The organism is Pseudorhodobacter ferrugineus DSM 5888, from assembly GCF_000420745.1.
GTDB classification, from domain to species: domain Bacteria; phylum Pseudomonadota; class Alphaproteobacteria; order Rhodobacterales; family Rhodobacteraceae; genus Pseudorhodobacter; species Pseudorhodobacter ferrugineus.
Genome location: NZ_ATVN01000026.1, coordinates 21786 through 38184 on the forward strand (window position 1 = coordinate 21786; position 16399 = coordinate 38184).

At 55.6% G+C, this 16399-nt stretch carries 11 protein-coding genes, 1 tRNA gene and 5 pseudogenes; 6 read left to right on the forward strand and 11 right to left on the reverse strand.

Annotated elements, in window-relative coordinates:
• Positions 1–115 precede the first annotated feature (115 nt).
• From G560_RS20840 to G560_RS0117155, 3 genes and pseudogenes are all read left to right on the forward strand, one after another.
• Positions 116–824 (forward strand): annotated as a pseudogene (locus G560_RS20840) (transposase).
• A 54-nt stretch (positions 825–878) separates the two neighbouring features.
• Positions 879–1055 (forward strand): annotated as a pseudogene (locus tag G560_RS21140) (IS5/IS1182 family transposase); the annotation flags it as partial.
• A gap of 233 nt (positions 1056–1288) precedes the next feature.
• The gene (locus G560_RS0117155; protein WP_033419505.1) at positions 1289–2155 is read left to right on the forward strand and encodes a glycosyltransferase family 10 domain-containing protein; all 867 of its coding nucleotides are present in this window, start codon (positions 1289–1291) and stop codon (positions 2153–2155) included.
• A 21-nt stretch (positions 2156–2176) separates the two neighbouring features.
• Here the strand turns inward: G560_RS0117155 and G560_RS0117160 are convergent, their stop codons facing one another.
• Both G560_RS0117160 and G560_RS19700 read right to left on the reverse strand, forming a co-directional pair.
• Positions 2177–2944 (reverse strand): glycosyltransferase family 25 protein, encoded by a 768-nt coding sequence (locus G560_RS0117160; RefSeq protein ID WP_022705521.1) that lies wholly within the window; start codon positions 2942–2944, stop codon positions 2177–2179.
• On the reverse strand, positions 2941–3894 hold the full coding sequence (locus G560_RS19700) for a glycosyltransferase family 2 protein (RefSeq protein WP_022705522.1): 954 nt from the start codon (positions 3892–3894) through the stop codon (positions 2941–2943). The genes G560_RS0117160 and G560_RS19700 overlap by 4 nt, the downstream gene beginning before the upstream one ends.
• 158 nt (positions 3895–4052) lie before the next feature.
• Between G560_RS19700 and G560_RS0117170 the strand changes: the two genes are divergently transcribed.
• Positions 4053–4721 (forward strand): FkbM family methyltransferase, encoded by a 669-nt coding sequence (locus G560_RS0117170; RefSeq protein WP_022705523.1) that lies wholly within the window; start codon positions 4053–4055, stop codon positions 4719–4721.
• Positions 4722–4883: 162 nt separating this feature from the next.
• Here the strand turns inward: G560_RS0117170 and G560_RS20850 are convergent.
• The 6 genes and pseudogenes from G560_RS20850 to G560_RS0117200 all read right to left on the reverse strand — a co-directional run.
• Positions 4884–5494, reverse strand: a pseudogene (locus G560_RS20850) (transposase); the annotation flags it as partial.
• 235 nt (positions 5495–5729) lie between these two features.
• The gene (locus G560_RS0117180) at positions 5730–6569 is read right to left on the reverse strand and encodes a DMT family transporter (RefSeq protein WP_022705524.1); all 840 of its coding nucleotides are present in this window, start codon (positions 6567–6569) and stop codon (positions 5730–5732) included.
• Entirely contained in the window at positions 6566–7915 is a 1350-nt protein-coding gene (pbfA, locus tag G560_RS0117185; RefSeq protein ID WP_022705525.1) for a (R)-1-hydroxy-2-aminoethylphosphonate ammonia-lyase, read from the reverse strand. Before pbfA ends, G560_RS0117180 begins: the two co-directional genes overlap by 4 nt.
• A 72-nt stretch (positions 7916–7987) precedes the next feature.
• A complete protein-coding gene (gene phnY, locus G560_RS0117190) occupies positions 7988–9439 on the reverse strand; it encodes a phosphonoacetaldehyde dehydrogenase (RefSeq protein WP_022705526.1) in 1452 nt (483 codons plus the stop codon).
• 15 nt (positions 9440–9454) lie between these two features.
• Positions 9455–10699, reverse strand: a complete 1245-nt coding sequence (gene phnA / locus G560_RS0117195; RefSeq protein ID WP_022705527.1) for a phosphonoacetate hydrolase — start codon at positions 10697–10699, stop codon at positions 9455–9457.
• Between the two features lie 33 nt (positions 10700–10732).
• The gene (locus tag G560_RS0117200; protein ID WP_022705528.1) at positions 10733–11923 is read right to left on the reverse strand and encodes a 2-aminoethylphosphonate--pyruvate transaminase; all 1191 of its coding nucleotides are present in this window, start codon (positions 11921–11923) and stop codon (positions 10733–10735) included.
• A gap of 435 nt (positions 11924–12358) precedes the next feature.
• Here G560_RS0117200 and G560_RS0117205 point away from each other — a divergent pair, with 435 nt between their 5' ends.
• Positions 12359–13246 carry a LysR substrate-binding domain-containing protein gene (locus G560_RS0117205; protein ID WP_022705529.1) on the forward strand — a complete coding sequence of 296 codons (888 nt, stop codon included), beginning with the start codon at positions 12359–12361 and terminating at the stop codon, positions 13244–13246.
• Between the two features lie 420 nt (positions 13247–13666).
• Here G560_RS0117205 and G560_RS21385 read toward each other — a convergent pair.
• From G560_RS21385 to G560_RS21805, 3 genes and pseudogenes are all read right to left on the reverse strand, one after another.
• A pseudogene (locus tag G560_RS21385) lies at positions 13667–13801 on the reverse strand (transposase); the annotation flags it as partial.
• Between the two features lie 169 nt (positions 13802–13970).
• On the reverse strand, positions 13971–14777 hold the full coding sequence (locus G560_RS20860; RefSeq protein WP_081647698.1) for a 3-deoxy-D-manno-octulosonic acid kinase: 807 nt from the start codon (positions 14775–14777) through the stop codon (positions 13971–13973).
• A gap of 61 nt (positions 14778–14838) precedes the next feature.
• Positions 14839–15644: pseudogene (locus G560_RS21805) on the reverse strand (IS5 family transposase).
• Positions 15645–16015: 371 nt separating this feature from the next.
• On the opposite strand from G560_RS21805, the gene G560_RS0117225 reads away from it, so the two are divergent.
• Positions 16016–16090: transfer RNA gene (locus tag G560_RS0117225), tRNA-Asn, on the forward strand.
• The last annotated feature ends 309 nt before the right edge of the window (positions 16091–16399 follow it).

Here is a 16399-nt window from a genome sequence, read left to right on the forward strand (position 1 = left end):
AGTGTGATTAGGCTCCAGACCCATTAATCGGCTTGAAGTCGCGGTGCCTGCGTGATTCACGCACCCGAATTTGGGGGAAATAAGGCGCAATCTTTTCTGGTTGACGGACGAGCAAATGGCGCGGCTTCGGCCCTACTTTCCAAAGAGCCAAGATATGCCGCGCGTGGATGATGCGTTGCCCGGCAACGGTTTGCACGCAAACCGTGAGAGGGGGCGTGTCTTGATTGGAATAATATTCATCAATCACAATGACTTGCGGTGGCGCGACGCATCGAAAGAATAAGGCCCGGCGAAGACCCACTGGAAGCGGTGGGGTGACATGAGCGTCTTCTCGAGGATTATGGAAGGGTTGGCCTCGGCGGCAACAGTTCCGTAGACGCTAATGATCGACCCGACCTATCCGCTGCCCGGCAGTGGATGAAAACGGCGGCACTATCCACTTCTTCATGACCGCAGGCGAGATCAGCGACGATATTGGCGCTGCGGCCTTGTTGGGCGGCTTGCCAGTGGCAGAATGGTTGCTGAGCGACCGTGGTTATGATGTCTATTGGTTCAGAGATGCGTTGAAATACAAAGGGATAAAGCCGTGCATCCCAGGTCGGAAGTCCCGCAGCAAGCCGGTGAAATACGACAAGCGTCGCTACAAACGCCGCAACCGCATCGAGATCATGTTCGGGCGTTTGAAGGATTGGCCAATCGTCGGGAAAACAGTCCCCTAGACTGTTTTCGGACCCTCCTCATAGGTGGCAACCTGCTACGACCGATGCCCAAAAGTCTTCCTCTCCGCCAAAGCCCTTACCGCAACTGTCCTGTTCTGGCTTTGACGGTCAATGAGTCTGGACCCTACGAATGCACCCCGTTAAAAATGGGAGGATTACCGATGGAGCGGCTATCACCGACAAAGTCTGGTCGAAACAAAAATGCGCTGCTTCAAGCTACTCGGCGAGCGCGTCATGGCACGTGACTTCGACAGGCAGGTGGCGGACCTGCAGATCAGGGCCGCAATCCTGAACCGCTTCACAGCCCTCGGAACGCCCCAAACCCAACGCGTAGGACGCGTTTGTCCAAAGGAAGGGGAAGCTCGATCTCAGGCGGATTTGTGCAACAGAGCCAGCGGCCTGGCAAAATGCGCGCATGAGGCGCTTTGCCATTTCTTGTCTCCTTCATCGCAAACATTGTTTGAATGAGACCGGAACAAAAACGGGGCAAGACCAGCTCCCCTCTGGATATCTTGTGAGAATCTGTGTCATTGTATAGGCCCCGATAGTGAAGAATGGATAAAGGGCAAATGGCTGAACTGCGACCCAAGGTTTGTATGCTGCCCTATCGGAAAAAACTGGGGTGGCGGCCGTCCCAAATGCTATTGTCGGATTTGCAATGGCCGCTTGGTGTGCCTTCGGAAATTGACGGGCAGACGCTCGCCGATCTTTTGCCGACGGATCATCTGCTGATCCACCCCCACAGCACATTGTATTTCCGACCCTCTTTCGGAACTGAAGCGCAGGTTTCACTCGTTATTCAGGAACCCCGCGCGATACACCGGCGCCACATGACTATGGCACAGCTTTTCCACCGCCGGTTTCACCGTATATTGACCTCTGACAGCCACTTGATGGCAAGCCTTCCGAATGCGGTTTTTTTTCCGGTGGGCGGTTCATGGGTGCCGGACTGGCGGGGCATCGACCTAACGAAACGCGCCATGTGTTCGCTGATTGCATCGGGAAAGAAAAAGCAGATTGGCCATAAGTTGCGCCATGAGCTGGTAACATGGGCCCGCAAAACAGACCAAAATATAGCCATTATGGGAAGAGGCTATCAGCCGTTTTTGAACAAATCTGACGGATTGGCCCCTTTTCGCTATTCTGTTGTCATCGAGAATACACGTGAAAAGGGGTATTTTACTGAAAAGTTGATAGATGCATTCCTGTGCAATACCGTTCCGATATATTGGGGCAGTCCTAATATTTCTGATTTCTTTGATACCGATGCTATGATGGTGTGTGAAAACCTGACCGACATCCAATGTGCGATAGAAAAAATGTCGCTAGCAGATTACGCTTCTCGTCTGCCCGCTTTGGCTGCGGCACGTCAGGCGGCTGCCGGTTATATGGACATTAATTTGCGCGCGGCCCAGACGGTTCTGGGCGAGGCTTGATCTGCGGCGCCCGCCGCTCCGCTATTTGCCCGCTCGGCCTAACAAACGGTGCCAGTGTAGTTTTGCGAGGTAATTCAGTCTGAACCGAACAAGTGCAATTATCCGACGCAGGACGCCGCCACTTTTCTGTTTTTCTGTCCGGCGTCTGGCCGCTGTGATCGTGCCCGTTTCGGCTGACTGTTCGCCAAAGGAAAGAGGGCTAGGCGTTACCAACATTATCTTCAGGTCGAACTCCCAAAAGTGCTTATGATCTTCATCGATGGGGCGCGACATTGGCAACGATCCTGCCGCGAGCCGCCCCGCGGCGTCGCGCCGGATGGCATAACCGAGTGTGGTGTTGGGCACCTTATAGGGAACAGCTATATCGCGTCCGGCGACCAGCGGGCGGCGGTCAAACACCTGCTGGTTAACACGTGCCGAAAAAAGCTTGGCTATGTCCCAGTCCGCGCGGTCAGAGGCGAGCGCCGCAAGGACGGCGCCAAGGTCAGTTGCCGCTGAAAAATCATCTTCCAAGATGATGCCGCCCGGTGCATCGCTGCTTGCAATCTTGTTCCAGATCGCGATGTGGCTCAGATAGCAGCCAATTTCAGGTCCGACCATTGGGTGACGGGCACGGCGAAGATTGGCCGCAGGATCATAGACCCGCGCGCGTTCATCCGGTGACAAAGCCCGACCGTCAACGGCCTCGAACCGCGTGAAGGGAATATCCAGACGCTCAAGCTCGTCCGCCACGCGCGTCATACGCGTCGTGTTGGCCGCCATGTTGATCACATAAACCGGCCAGATCATTGTCCTACCTCCAGCCAATGCCGCCAGCCCGGTGCGGACGCATCAAGCGCAGCCTCCAGGTCGCTTTGCGCGAATGCCGTTCCGAGCGCGTTGTCCCGTGTCACCGCCAGTCGTTCTTTGGCATCAAACACCGCACGCAAACGCCGCAACGGGCCAGGCTTTAGGCCATTGATGGTTTCGGGTAACGACCAAAGTGCACCGGCTTGCAATCGCGCCTGTCGCCGCACATAGCGCGACCCCGGGTTGGCGCCCAACTCGTAGTTGGCAAAGCCTCCGCCCGATTTCAGAAATTTTAGATGCCAATAGAACCAGCCCGCAAAACGACGCACGATGTTGCCGCGGACAAACCGCTCGAACCGCGGGTCATGGGCGAAATGGGTGCCTTCGCCTACACGGAAATAACCGATATCGCCCTTGCCAGAAACGGGTGCCGCCGCGGGCACGTGCCAAGCACCCAAGGGCCCGCGCACAAGGTTAAGTCCCGAAAAGCAGTGCATCACCTGCGGATCCGCCGCCCCTGCTCGGATCTTGCCCACCATCTCCCCGACCGCCTGCGGGATGGCGAGATGGTCGTCATCAAGTTTCACCGCCCATTCGTGCCGGGTCTGGCATAGGGCGAAGTTCGAATAGGTGACAAGCGAATGTGGTGCATCGCCAGGGGTGCGGGCGTGGCCGTCGCTGCCGGCAGGGTTCACTTGGGGCAAATAGTGAAACACCCGCAGGCGTGGCCCCATCTCGGCCGAGAGTCGCGCGAGAATGTCGGCAGTCGCATCATTGCACTGGTTGTGGACTGCGACGATCTCGTCATACAGGGCCGCATGGCTGCGGATCGTCGCCTCAAGAAAATCTGCACCATTGCGGATGCGCATGAACGCCGAGATCCCGGGCAACCTTTTTGCTGGGGCCAGCATATCCGGCGTGAAGCGGAAGGTCTCGACGGTCTCTTGCATGCCACGCAGGCCCTTCTTTTCAATCTGGTGTACTGATATCGGCGGTGCGACCAAGGGTCAACGGATCTTTAGGGCGCTGAGGGCTTCGACGCTTGCCCAATGCCTGAGATGGGCACTATAGAGGTTGGGTGCCGCGGGTTGGAAAGGACATACAAGACATGCGAAGATTTCTCAGTCGGTGGTTGCGCAAGCGCCGCGAACCCTGGTCGGAAGTTTTCTACACGGCTTTCAAACGGTGGCGCGCCGACCGGATGGAACCTGTCCGCATGCAGTTTTCCAACATCGGACCCACATCCGTGGTTTTTGACATTGGCGGGTTTCAAGGCGATTGGGCCGCGGACATCCATGACCGTTATGGTGCCCATCTCCATATCTTCGAGCCGCATCCGGCCTTTGCCAAAGAAATACGCAGTCGTTTCCAAGGCAATCCCGATATCACCACGCATGATTTCGCGCTTGGGCCAGCAGAGGCCAACATAACCCTGCCTGATGATGGGAATGCTTCATCAAGCTTTCGCGCGGCGACACGCACCGTAACCGGACGGGTGGAACCCGTCGCGCGCTTTTTTGCAAAGACCGCCATCAACCGTATCGACCTGATGAAGATCAACATCGAAGGCGGCGAGTATGATCTTTTGCCAGCGCTGAATGAGGCAGGTATTTTGCCCCGCATCGGGATCTTGCAGGTGCAGTTTCACCTCTTTGCCGCATCGGACATTGCTCGGCGAGACGCGATCCGCAGCGTTTTGGCAAAAACTCATTCCTGCGATTGGAGCTATGATTTTGTCTGGGAGCAGTGGTCCCTGCGACGCCCCGACCCATCATGAATGACCAGAAGTGTTAAGGCCCCGTTGGTCGGTCATATCTACCGGATCAACCTTAGCGGGGCTGTAAAGTAGGGGTTCGGCTCTTGATTGCTGTGCAAGGCCGCTGGCTCTGTTATACAAATCCGCCTGAGATCGAGCTTCTCCTTCCTTTGGACAAACGCATCCCACGCGTTGGCTTTGGGGCGTTCCAAGGGCTGTGAAGCGGTTCAGGATTGCGGCCCTGATCTGCAGGTCCGCAATCCTGCCTGTCGAAGTCACGTGCCATGACGCGCCCGCCGAGTAGCTTGAAGCAGCGCATTTTTATTTCGACCAGACTTCGTCGGTGATAGCCGCTCCATCGGCGCCAGATCGTGCGACTGATGCGGCGGATGGCACGAAGGATTTCGTTCCGGGCCTGTGCGCCGGGTGTATTGTCCAACCATGGCCGCGCGTTCTTACGGGCGGGTCTGACGGCACAGGCGCTACGTGCCGCACTTGCGGCGCGACAATGTGCTGAAGTCCGGCATCGACCAATCCAGGCCGGCAAGTTCCAAGGCGCTCGTAACCAGCCCCGTGGCTTGCCGCAGAGGCAACCCAAACAGCGCCTTCAACGTCAAGCATGCCTAGATCGCCGCATCGGCACAAATGGGAGATCGGCCCCGCCTGCCGGATGGCGCGGCCAACCACGGCGTCTCAGGATCGAACCAGATCAGCAACAAATCACGCTGCTTGAGGGCCGCATTGTCGCTGCACCAGTTGGTCGTGCGGTAGGTAGGTGGTCTGGGTTTGCTTGTACAACCGGACTAACACCTTGGAGTCCTGTAGGGAATTCCCTGCGATTTGTGCAACAGAGCCCAACCGAAGTCACAAGCAGTTCGCCGAGGCCATTCGGCGCATTCATGCGTGAAACCATCCCAAACGAATGGAAAACCTTCCGCGACAAAGTGTCAGACAACTTCCACGATATAACACACGAAAAAGTTCGGCTTTTGGGGTGAAGGCGGTATGGCGGAAATCGATACTCCGTATTTATCCGGCCTGCGACACCGCGATGACCCCCACGGCAACAACCACGGCCGCTAACATCCGCCCCTGCCACGGGCGCTCTCCAAAAACCACAACCCCGATCATTGCAGCAATTATGACGCTGGATTCGCGCAATGCCGAGACGGCGCCCAACGGCGCGATGGTTTTGACATAGAGTACCAAGCCATACGCCGTGACAGCCGCCACGCCGCCCAACAGCCCAAGGATCAAGGTGCGTGGCGCAAACTGGCCCCGATTGCGGTGGCGATGCAGGGCGATAGCCAAAGGGACCGGCGCCTCGAATAAAAACAACCAGCCCATATAGCCTGTCGCAGTCCCAGACTGCCGTATGCCAATACCATCGGCCACCGAATATGTGCCGATACAAACCCCCAACAGCAACGCCAACCCGATGGTGGAACCCGGTGCCTGCGCTGCCCCGCGCAGCATCGCCAACAGGCAGATCCCCGCACTAATGGCGGCCAAACCCACCCAGCCCAACGGCGACAAGGTTTCGCCAATGATGAACCATGCCGATAGCGCCACAAAAGCTGGGGCGAGCCCTCGTGAAATCGGATAGACTTGGCTTAGGTCGCCATGTCGATAGGCCCGAAACAAAAGCAGATAGTAGCCGTAGTGCACAAGAGTTGATATAAGGATTGAGGGCCAGCTTGCGCGATCAGGAAGGGGTGACACCGCAATCAGCAACACCCCCACCAGTGCGTGTGCGAGCGACACCGCCCCCAGCACACCGGCCCGATCGTCAACCGCCTTTAGCATCGCATTCCAACTTGCATGCAGCAACGCCGAAAACAGCACCAATCCAAGAGCGAATGCGGTCATGCCTCGGCCAAAATGGCGGATTCGACGATAGTTAGAGCGCGATCCAGATCGTCCTGCCGGATGGTCAGCGGTGGCGACATCATCAACACGCAACCCGCGCTGATTTTGAACGACAGCCCGGCCTCAAGACAGCGATAATAGATGCGCTCTGCCCGGTCTCGAGCCTCGGCTTTCGTTGCTCGGTCTTCGACAATTTCCACGCCAAACATAAGCCCCCTGCCCCGCACATCACCGACAATCGGGCTTCGGCAACCAAAATCCCGTAGTCGGTCCAGCGCATAGGTTCCGAGCGTGGCGCTGCGTTCCACCAACCCCTCATCTTCAATAATTTGTAACGTGGTAAGGGCTGCCCGCGCGGTCACTGGGTTTTTTTCATGCGTGTAATGGCCGATCGCAAAGTCACCGCACACATCCAAACCTTGCCGCGCGATGACGGCGGCGATGGGCAATATGCCACCCCCAAGCGATTTTCCAAGGGTAACGATATCGGGAATAACCTCATCATGTTCAAAGGCAAACATGCGACCCGTTTTGCCCAATCCGGTGGGAATTTCATCCATTATCAATAATGCGCCGTGGCGATTGCAGGCGGCGCGCACCGCTTGCCAAAACCCCGGTGGCGGCACGACAGGCACGGCACGCATGGGTTCTGCAATCACCGCTGCGACATCACCTTCACGGCCCAAAACATAATCGACCATGCCGGCACAAGCCAAACCGCAGCTTTGCGGGCTCGCGTGATTATAGGGGCAGCGATAGCAGTTGAAGGGCGCAACATGCTCAGTCCCCGTCATCAAAGGTCCTGCGATATGGGATCGAAACGTGGCTTCGCCGCCGACACTTGCTGCACCAAAGCCGGCACCGTGAAACGCATCCCAAAAACTGATGGTCTTAAACCGTCCCGTCGCTGCCCGCGCAATTTTGAGCGCCACCTCATTGGCGTCTGACCCGCCCGTGGTGAACAGCACCTTGTTCAAATCACCGGGCGCGATTGTCCCCAGCTTTTCGGCCAGTTCGACCGCCGGCTCATTGGTAAACCGGCGTGGCGCAAAAGGAAGCGCATCAAGCTGCGCTTTGATCGCGGCAATCAAGCGGGGGTGACCGTAACCGATGTGATGCACGGAATTCCCATGAAAGTCCATGTAGCGGCGGCCCGCAGTATCTTCGATCCAGATGCCTTCGGCCTTTGCAATCGTTGACACACAAGGGCTGGACAGCGCTTGATGCAAAAACGCATTGGCATCACGGGCCAGCAGGTCACGGGTGGCCGCATCGGGGTGTTTAGCGGCCCAAGCGATGCGAGCTGCGGATTGGTTACTCTCACCTTCCGTGTGCGTGATCCTCATTCGCCAAGCCTTTGTGTTAAAGAAAAATCGCGGCCCCGCGGGGCCGCGTAAGTCACAGGAAGACTTGTCGCATTAGTTTGGCCAAGGCAGGGAATAGGTTTTGACATTGGTAAAGAATTTCATTGCTTCGATGACGCCTTCTTTCACCGCGTTGCCGCTGTCCTTGATGCCGCCAAAGGGCGACATTTCGATCCGGTAGCCGGGCTGTTCCCAAATGTTGCAAGTGCCAACATCAAGCCCGTTAATATAGGCAATCGCCCGGTGCAGGTCATTGGTGCAAACCCCGGAAGACAACCCGAACGGCGTCGAATTAGAGATCCGCATCACCTCGGCGTCATCATCGGGCACGCGCACGATGGGGATGATCGGACCAAAGGTTTCTTCCATAACCAGCTCAGATCCGTGTGGCACCCTATCGACCACAATGGGCGGCAAAAGTGCGCCTTGACGACCCGGATGATACAGGATCTCAGCCCCGTCCTTCTCGGCCATGAACACGCGTTTTTCAAAAAGTTCCGCCGCTTTAGCATGGATCACGCAGCCCAGTTCTGTCGCCGGATCTTGAGGGTCACCGAATTTGATAGCCTTTGCCTTGGCAAGCACCATCGGGACGAAACGATCCGCTACGCTTTCTTGCACCAAGATGCGCTTGATAGCGGTGCAGCGCTGCCCCGAATTCCCGGTGGCCCCGGCCACGGCGATGGTTGCGGCCTTTTCCAGATCTGCATCGGACAAATCATTGCAGATGATCAACGGGTCGTTGCCGCCCAGTTCCAGGGCCTGGCGTTTGTACCCAGCCTTTGCGGCGATTAGCTTGCCCACGGGAACACCGCCGGTAAAAGTTATGATGTCGATGTGTTCGTTAACCATCATTTCTTCGCCGATGTCTTTCGGCCAACCGGTCACAATTTGGAACATTTCAGGCGGCAACCCCGCCTCGTACAGAATATCGGCCAGCGCAATTGCGGTCAGCGGCGTTAGTTCCGTAGGCTTGCACACCATACAGTTGTTGGTCGCAATCGACGGCGCGATTTTATGGCTGACCATGTTCAGCGGGTGGTTGAACGGCGTGATCGCCGAGATAGCCCGCACCGGTTCGCGTTTGGTGAAAATCTTACGCTCTTTGCCGTTATGGGTCAGATCGCAGGAAAAGATTTCACCATCATCGTTCAGCGCCTGCTGGGAGGCAAATTGATAGACGTCCTGCGCGCGCTTGGTCTCATAAATCGCGTGCTGGTGGCAGATGCCCAATTCCAACACCAACCATTTCGCCAGATATTCGCGGCGCTCGCCAATCAATTCCCCTGCACGGCGCAGGATCTGGCTGCGCTCATAACGACTGAGTTTTGACTTGTAATTCGCGGCAATCTCAAAGGCGCGTTTGACGTGTTCGGCCTTGCCGGCAGGCACGGTGCCGATTACCTCATTCGTATAGGGATAGCGCACCTCGATCACCTCATCGGTGAAGATAATTTCTCCACCGATACGCATGCCTTCATGTCTGATCTCTGTCTTATCTTTCATTTGCGGCTTTCCAGTTCAAAGTGCTGCGGCAGTGGTCGCATAAAAGAACGCATCAAAGTTGCGCAGAACCGGCTGGCTTGGCAAATCGATGACGCGGTTAACGATGAAGGGCACCACTTGTTCGGTCAGCCCGCCATGGCTGCGCAGCGGTTCATTCAATGCGGCCAAATCATGGCGATGCGCCGAAGTGCCGATGGTCATGTTTTCGGTGGAAATCATCACAATATCGCCGATCCGGTCGGCAGGCAGCTCAAAGCGCTTTACCGCTTCGGCTCGGTCCATCACCTCCATAATTTCCGGACGTGCGGCAAGGCGCGCGATGATGTCAGCCTGATTGGCCCCTTTGGGAAGATAGGCCGTCCCAAAACCGCCCAAAGCACCATGATGCACAACATAGGGGTCGGTGATCGGCAAGATCACGCGGGCAGCAGCCTCGCCCAACCAGCCATCCAGCAGATCTTGCACATAAATCACCTGCGGGTCGCCATTGGCATCATGCTTGGGCTTCATACCATGATCAGCCGTTACAACAATTGCTGCCCCCATCGTATCCAACTGCGCAAGGTAGCGATCAAACATTTCATAAAACGCCTGTGCTTCTGGCTGATGTGGGGCGTATTTATGCTGTACATAATCGGTGGTCGTCAAATACATCACATCCGGCTTCCATTCGGCCAGCAATTTGACTCCGGCGGCAAAGACAAATTCTGAGAGCTCTGCCGAATAGACCTCGGGCTGCGCCATCCCGAGCCATTTTGAAGCCGCGTCTTGCCCATGTTCGGCTTGCGTCGAACTATCAGATTTCTCGGCCGAAAAACATTTCGCGCGGTCATCCCCGAACTCCAAGCCTGCACCCAACAATGCGCGCAATTTGTCCTTGGCGGTCACAATCGCAACGCGTGCCCCGGCATCATAGAATTGCTTGAACACGGTTGGCGCGCGCAAAAACCGCACGTCATTCATCATCACCTCTTCGCCGGTTTCCGGCTCGTACAGGTAATTGCCGCAAATACCATGCACTGCGGGCGGACGGCCCGTAGCGATGGACAGATTGTTGGGGTTCGTAAAGGACGGGATCACCGAATGCGCCAAACGGTCGGTTCCTGTTTCGCGCATTTTCTTCAGCGTAGGCATCAGGCCTTTGGCGATGGCTTGGGTCAGGTACTCCGGTTCACATCCATCAAGGCAAATCGCAATCGCGGTCACTTTGGGCCAAGGATAGCTGCGCTCATTGGCGATAACGGGTTGTTTTTGGGTCATGGTCAGTCCTTTAGTTTATCTGTGTGTGCCAGATCAGGCGGCAAGTTTTGCGCGTTCGGCAAGCGCTTCGGCGGGGGGGGCAGCCGAGGCCACCCCCATTTCCCCCAGCGCCTCGGCCGCAGCTTTGACAACACGGGTCATGATCGAGCCATCCATCCGGCCAATGCAGCCAACACGAAAGCTTTCCACCACGGTCAACTTGCCGGGATAGATGATGAAACCCTTGTCTTTCATCCGCTCATAAAACTCGGCGAACACGAATTTCGGATCGGCAGGGCAAAAGAAGGTTACGATGATCGGTGACAACCAGCGATCTTTCAGCAAGGTTTCAAAGCCAAGGCTCCGCATCCCCGCCACCATCACATCGCGGTTGTCGGCATAACGCGCCCCCCGCCCTGCCACGCCGCCCTCAAGCGCATGAATGCGCAACGCCTCAAGAAATGCGGCGACAACATGGGTGGGCGGCGTATAGCGCCACTGGCCCGACTTCACCATATTCGCCCATTGCGCGTATAGATCTAGCACGAGGGAGTGAGAGTTGCCCTTGCAGCCCTCAAGTTCCGCCTTGCGGGCAATTGCAAAACCAAAGCCAGGAACGCCTTCGATACATTTGTTCGCCGAACTGACCATCGCCTCGTATCTGATCCGTGTAACATCCAGATCAACCGCACCAAACGCCGACATAGAGTCGATCAACAGCTTGCGGCCAGCGGCATAGGTCGCTTCGGAAATTTCGGCCACAGGGTTCAGAATACCAGAAGACGTCTCGCAATGGCACACAATCACATGGGTGATTGCAGCGTCAGCGGCCAGCGCCTCGGCCACCTCTACCCCGCGCGGCGGCATGTAATCGCCCTTGTCTATCAGTGTATAGGCCCGCCCCAGATAGCGCATGGTTTCCGCCGCACGCAGACCGTATGCGCCATTGGCAAGCACCAAAACCTTGCCATCCCGTGGTACAAATGTCCCCAACATCGCCTCTACGCAGTAACTGCCCGACCCTTGCATCGGCACGCAAACATAAGCGCCATCAAGATCACCTGCCAAGTCAAGCAGTTGATCGCAAACCGATTTGGTCATGGCACGGAAATCACCATCCCAAGACCCCCAATCACGCAACATCGCCTCTTTCACCGACAGCGCAGTGGTCAACGGGCCGGGCGTCAGCAAGAAGGGCTCACCTTTTGCTGGGTTTGGAAACGCGTCGTTTGGGAGGGAAGACATATGCGCGGCCTCATTCTTGAAAATGGCGGTGTGAAAAGAGGTTTCCCATAGGTCAATATATATGTAAAATCGTTATTTTATATTAGACCATCGCAAAAATCGATACATTGTGTCGGCATTCGAAAACGGCTTTCCAACAAGAGCCTGCTTTGCGTCAAAATTGGATAAGCGACGGTGCGAGGAGCGACGATTTCAGTCGCGTCCCATGATCGCGCTCAACCCCAGTGCAAACCATGCGACCGGCCCACAAAAGCGCACTACTGCGCCAGCAAGACGGATCAGAAACGCGCAAGGTAGCATTATAAGTTCCTCAATTCAGGTCCAAAACCGGGCCGCGCCTACCGTGTCGGCACGCCATACAACACACTTGATCTGCATAAGATAGATCGTTAAATTCAATCAAAGTATAAGAAAATATTATAGAAAGAGCCCGCTATGCGTTATGTACAGCTTCGCGCATTCCATTATGTCGCTATTTATGGCGGCTTTTCCCGCGCGGCCAATGAGCTTTTTCTAACCCAGCCCGCGATTTCTGACCAAGTCCGCAAGCTGGAAGAGGAATATGACATCCTTTTGTTCAACCGCCACAAAAAACAAGTCGAGATAACACCTGCAGGCGAAAAGCTTTTGGAAATCACACGGCGCATGTTCGACAGCGAAAAACAGGCGCAGGAGTTATTGACCGAAAGCCGAGCCACACGTACAGGCACCTTGCACATAATGGCCGACAGCGCGGTACACGTGCTTAAGATACTCGCTAGGTTTCGTGAAAAATATCCCGGCGTCGTGGTAAAGATCAGTCAGGGCAACACAGAAACCGTAACTGAAAGCCTGTTCCGCTATGAGGCTGATATTGGCATTCTCGGCGAACTTCCCCCAGCCAGCGATTTTGAAACAATAGCCCTGAATTCCAGCCCCATTTCCGCATTTGTCGCGCTTGATCATCCGCTCGCCATGCGCAAATCTTTGAGTTTTGCGGACCTTTTGGGTCTGCCCTTGGTGATGCGCGAAGCAGGATCCAAAACGCGCAAAAAGTTTGAAGACGCCGCGGAAGCAAAAGGATTTTCGTTTACGCCCACCATTACGGCAGAGGGTCGAGAAGCCGTGCGCGAGATTGTCGCTTCGGGTGCTGGTGTAGGGTTTGTGTCAGCCGCCGAATTTGGCGACGATCCCCGTCTTATTCGTATTCCACTTGAAGATGAAGGGCAGATGATGATGGACGAAACCTTGATTTGCCTGCGCGAGCGCCGTGGAGGCAAGCTCGTCAGCGCCTTTCTGTCAATCGCACAAGACCACGCAAACGACATCGTGCCTGACACTTAAACACTGGTGCTGCGCAGCAGCCGAGCATCTCTACCGCCATTACGTCCCGCCAAGGCGTCAAGGCTCAAAGTTTGCAACAGAATCTGAAGCACTGCTAAATTGGCGGTTTAGCGTGCCATGTCGCCGCAAACCTGACCCCTGCAAGATCAATCTCGAATGCGCCTTCGGACAGATAGGTACGGTCGATTGCATGCGCGAGAGGGGGCTTTGGCCAGCAAAGAAGCCTAACGGTGAATGTTCCATTCACCTACCGGCCAACGGATTGCCGCCTTTTTTAACACTTCCCTCTCCTCGCGCGAGCTATGCGGACTTCTTTGCGAAGGGGTTCGTTCTCTTTCTCAACGTCCTTGTGCGGACCCGCCATAAGAGCATCGTGCTCCCTCTCGGGACATTGCTGCGCAATGCCCTGCCGGGCAACGGATGCTTTTGAACCCACGTGTTCAGCGTCGAAAGCCCAACACCCAAACCTGATGAAACTTGCGGTCGTGTTAAGCCGCTTGTAACCGCAATCCGCACGGCATCACGCCGAAACTCGTCTGTGTGTCTCGTTGCCATTCTTAATCTCCTTCATAGCAAACATTGCTCGAAAAAGACCGGAACTAAACCGTAGCAAGACCAATCGATCGCCAATATTTTAATCTCCGACATAAATGCCTCCCTCTTGGTGGTTACAACAACACCATCTTTGCACAATTGGTGCCGTTGGGTGGGGGAATCCACCGCATCAATTCACGCCCCTATCATATCCGGTAAGAAGGCTGGGCCACTCTACGCCTGAAAATAGGGGCTCTAGCTGCTTGGAACTTTCCTTCTCAAGTGAACGCTTCAACCGGGCCAAATTTTGCAACGGCCAACTACCTGTCTCTCGGCGCCTGCATTTGTCGAAATCGATTAACCACACCTGCATATGTGCGTCCACAAGGATATTCCGACAGTTCAGATCCGAGTGATCGACGCCCAGAGCATGCATTTGGCGGATAGCAGAGCCAATTTTCGACCATGTCTTTAGCGGCAGTGGTGTTGTTTGCAGAATATCTGCTAGAGGGCTCGCCTGAGGGATGCGTTCGGTTATCAAATCCGCACTATAACATAGTCCCGCAGGCGAATACCGCGCCGCCACAGGGCGCGGAACGGGGAGTGCATGACTCCGCATCCAGTTCAGCAAGCTATATTCTCGGAAAGAACGACTACGTTCGGCTCCAAGACGAAGGTACTTATTGGCATTAACCTTTCCAATCAAACCACCCCTTCGGAATGGACGTAGAACCAACTCATGCCCCTCAGAACGAAAGAAAATCGCATGGCCTCTCCCCGGAGCACTGCCGTACACGTCCCCATTATTCTGTTGCCACTCTGTATCAAAAAATTGTGGGCTTATGTTCGGCAGAACTTGCGTGTCATACCAAATGACCTGTCCTGCAACTTTTTTTACCGCGCCCGTATGCATTTTTGCCTCGTGAAACTTTTTTAAGTTGCTATGAAAGTAATAAAGTCTATGAAAAACTTGGGCTGACTGACTTGCGATTATCATGTATCTCTATATTACCAAAACTGAAATAAGATAATATTTAGGGTCAGGACTCGTTCTTATTTCAAAGCCAGAACATGATGGTCGCGGCGAGCGCGACAGCTGAGAGAAAGACCTTTGGACACCTGTCGTAGCGCGTGGCGACGCGCCGCCAGTCCTTCAATCGCCCAAACATGATCTCGACCTGTTGCAGCGTTTCTATCGCGCTTGTCGTGCTTGATGGGCTTGGCGCGAGACTTCCGGCCCGGGATGCAGGGCTTTATCCCCTTGTCTTTCAACGCATCTTTCAACCAATCGGCGTCATAGCCCCGATCTGCGAACAGCCACTCTGCCTTTGGCAAACTGCTCAGCAGGGCTGCGGCACCAGTGTAATCGCTGACTTGGCCTGCGGTCATGAAAAAGCGGATCGGGCGCCCCTCGGCATCCGCCACCGCATGCAGCTTGGTGTTCATGCCACCCTTGGTGCGACCAATCACACGGCCCCGCTGGTCGTCGGGCTCCCTTTTTTCAACCGCAGGCTGGTCGCCGTGCCCCTCTCGCATATGCCGTGCATGTGCTGCCGGGCAATGGGTGCGCCTTCAAATATGTTGCATCAATCATCACCGTCTTCGGAACCGCCGCCTCGGTGGCCAGACCCTCCATGATCCGGGCGAAGATGCCCTTGTCGCTTCATCGCTTCCAACGGTTGTAAAGGGTCTTCGCCGGCCCATACTCCTTCGGCGCATCACACCAACGCAAGCCATCGCGATTGATGAAAATTATACCGCTCAGAACGCGGCGATCGTCAACGCGTGGCACGCCATGGCTTTTTGGGAAGAACGGCCGAAGCCGGGCCATCAGTGCGTCCGTCAGCCAGAAAAGATTGCTCATCACCCCCCCGTCTTTGCGACGGCTTGAATCACGCAGTAACGGCAGCTTCAAGCAGATCAATGGGTCCTGACCCTAGGGGACAGCCCTCGGCAAAGGCGCATCTTGGTCAAGTTGTTTTGAACATGAGCCGGACCATCTCGATCAAGAGCGGGCACCCAAGCCGTTTCAGCATGCGTTTTTTCGGTAATACCTGCAGTGTTGAAGCTACCATTGTTGATCAGGACCTTCCTTGCAAGCCGCTTACCTCAGGCGATGACACAAGCTCGGGTACTGACCATAACCTGTCCCTCACATCGAGCAGACAAATTATCAGAAAAAATGCAGAAAGGTTCTGGACCCTACTGAAATGGCTTGCTATAGCCTGCGCATGGTCCGGCGTAGCTCAGCGGTAGAGCAGTTGACTGTTAATCAATTGGTCGTAGGTTCGATCCCTACCGCCGGAGCCAATATCTTCCTAAGTATCTGATCTCATTAGCGTTCCCCTTCGGGGGTCCGTTACTGTGACACCAGACTGTGACACCGCTGCGGCGGTGAAAGGCGCGTCGGTCTCCAATTCGGAGCCCGTAATGACTGCCCTGCCTCACCTCACCCGCCGCGGCGACGTCTACTACTGGCGGCGCAAGTTCCATCCTCTATCCACATCTATCTGCGACCTGAGGGTTGTTGATTGTCACTGAGAACTGACCCGGCAACAGCAAAAATTGTCACTGAGAACTGACCCATGTGCAACCTTGCCTCAGCTTGAATCAGCTGGG

Excerpts from the sequence above, each read along its gene's own strand:
- G560_RS0117155 (WP_033419505.1), top strand. The coding sequence starts at position 1,289 with ATGGCTGAACTGCGACCCAAGGTTTGTATGCTGCCCTATCGGAAAAAA.
- phnY (WP_022705526.1), bottom strand. The coding sequence starts at position 9,439 with ATGAAAGATAAGACAGAGATCAGACATGAAGGCATGCGTATCGGTGGA.
- G560_RS19700 (WP_022705522.1), bottom strand. The coding sequence starts at position 3,894 with ATGCAAGAGACCGTCGAGACCTTCCGCTTCACGCCGGATATGCTGGCC.
- G560_RS20860 (WP_081647698.1), bottom strand. The coding sequence starts at position 14,777 with ATGATAATCGCAAGTCAGTCAGCCCAAGTTTTTCATAGACTTTATTAC.
- G560_RS0117160 (WP_022705521.1), bottom strand. The coding sequence starts at position 2,944 with ATGATCTGGCCGGTTTATGTGATCAACATGGCGGCCAACACGACGCGT.
- G560_RS0117180 (WP_022705524.1), bottom strand. The coding sequence starts at position 6,569 with ATGACCGCATTCGCTCTTGGATTGGTGCTGTTTTCGGCGTTGCTGCAT.
- G560_RS0117170 (WP_022705523.1), top strand. The coding sequence starts at position 4,053 with ATGCGAAGATTTCTCAGTCGGTGGTTGCGCAAGCGCCGCGAACCCTGG.
- phnA (WP_022705527.1), bottom strand. The coding sequence starts at position 10,699 with ATGACCCAAAAACAACCCGTTATCGCCAATGAGCGCAGCTATCCTTGG.
- pbfA (WP_022705525.1), bottom strand. The coding sequence starts at position 7,915 with ATGAGGATCACGCACACGGAAGGTGAGAGTAACCAATCCGCAGCTCGC.
- G560_RS0117205 (WP_022705529.1), top strand. The coding sequence starts at position 12,359 with ATGCGTTATGTACAGCTTCGCGCATTCCATTATGTCGCTATTTATGGC.
- G560_RS0117200 (WP_022705528.1), bottom strand. The coding sequence starts at position 11,923 with ATGTCTTCCCTCCCAAACGACGCGTTTCCAAACCCAGCAAAAGGTGAG.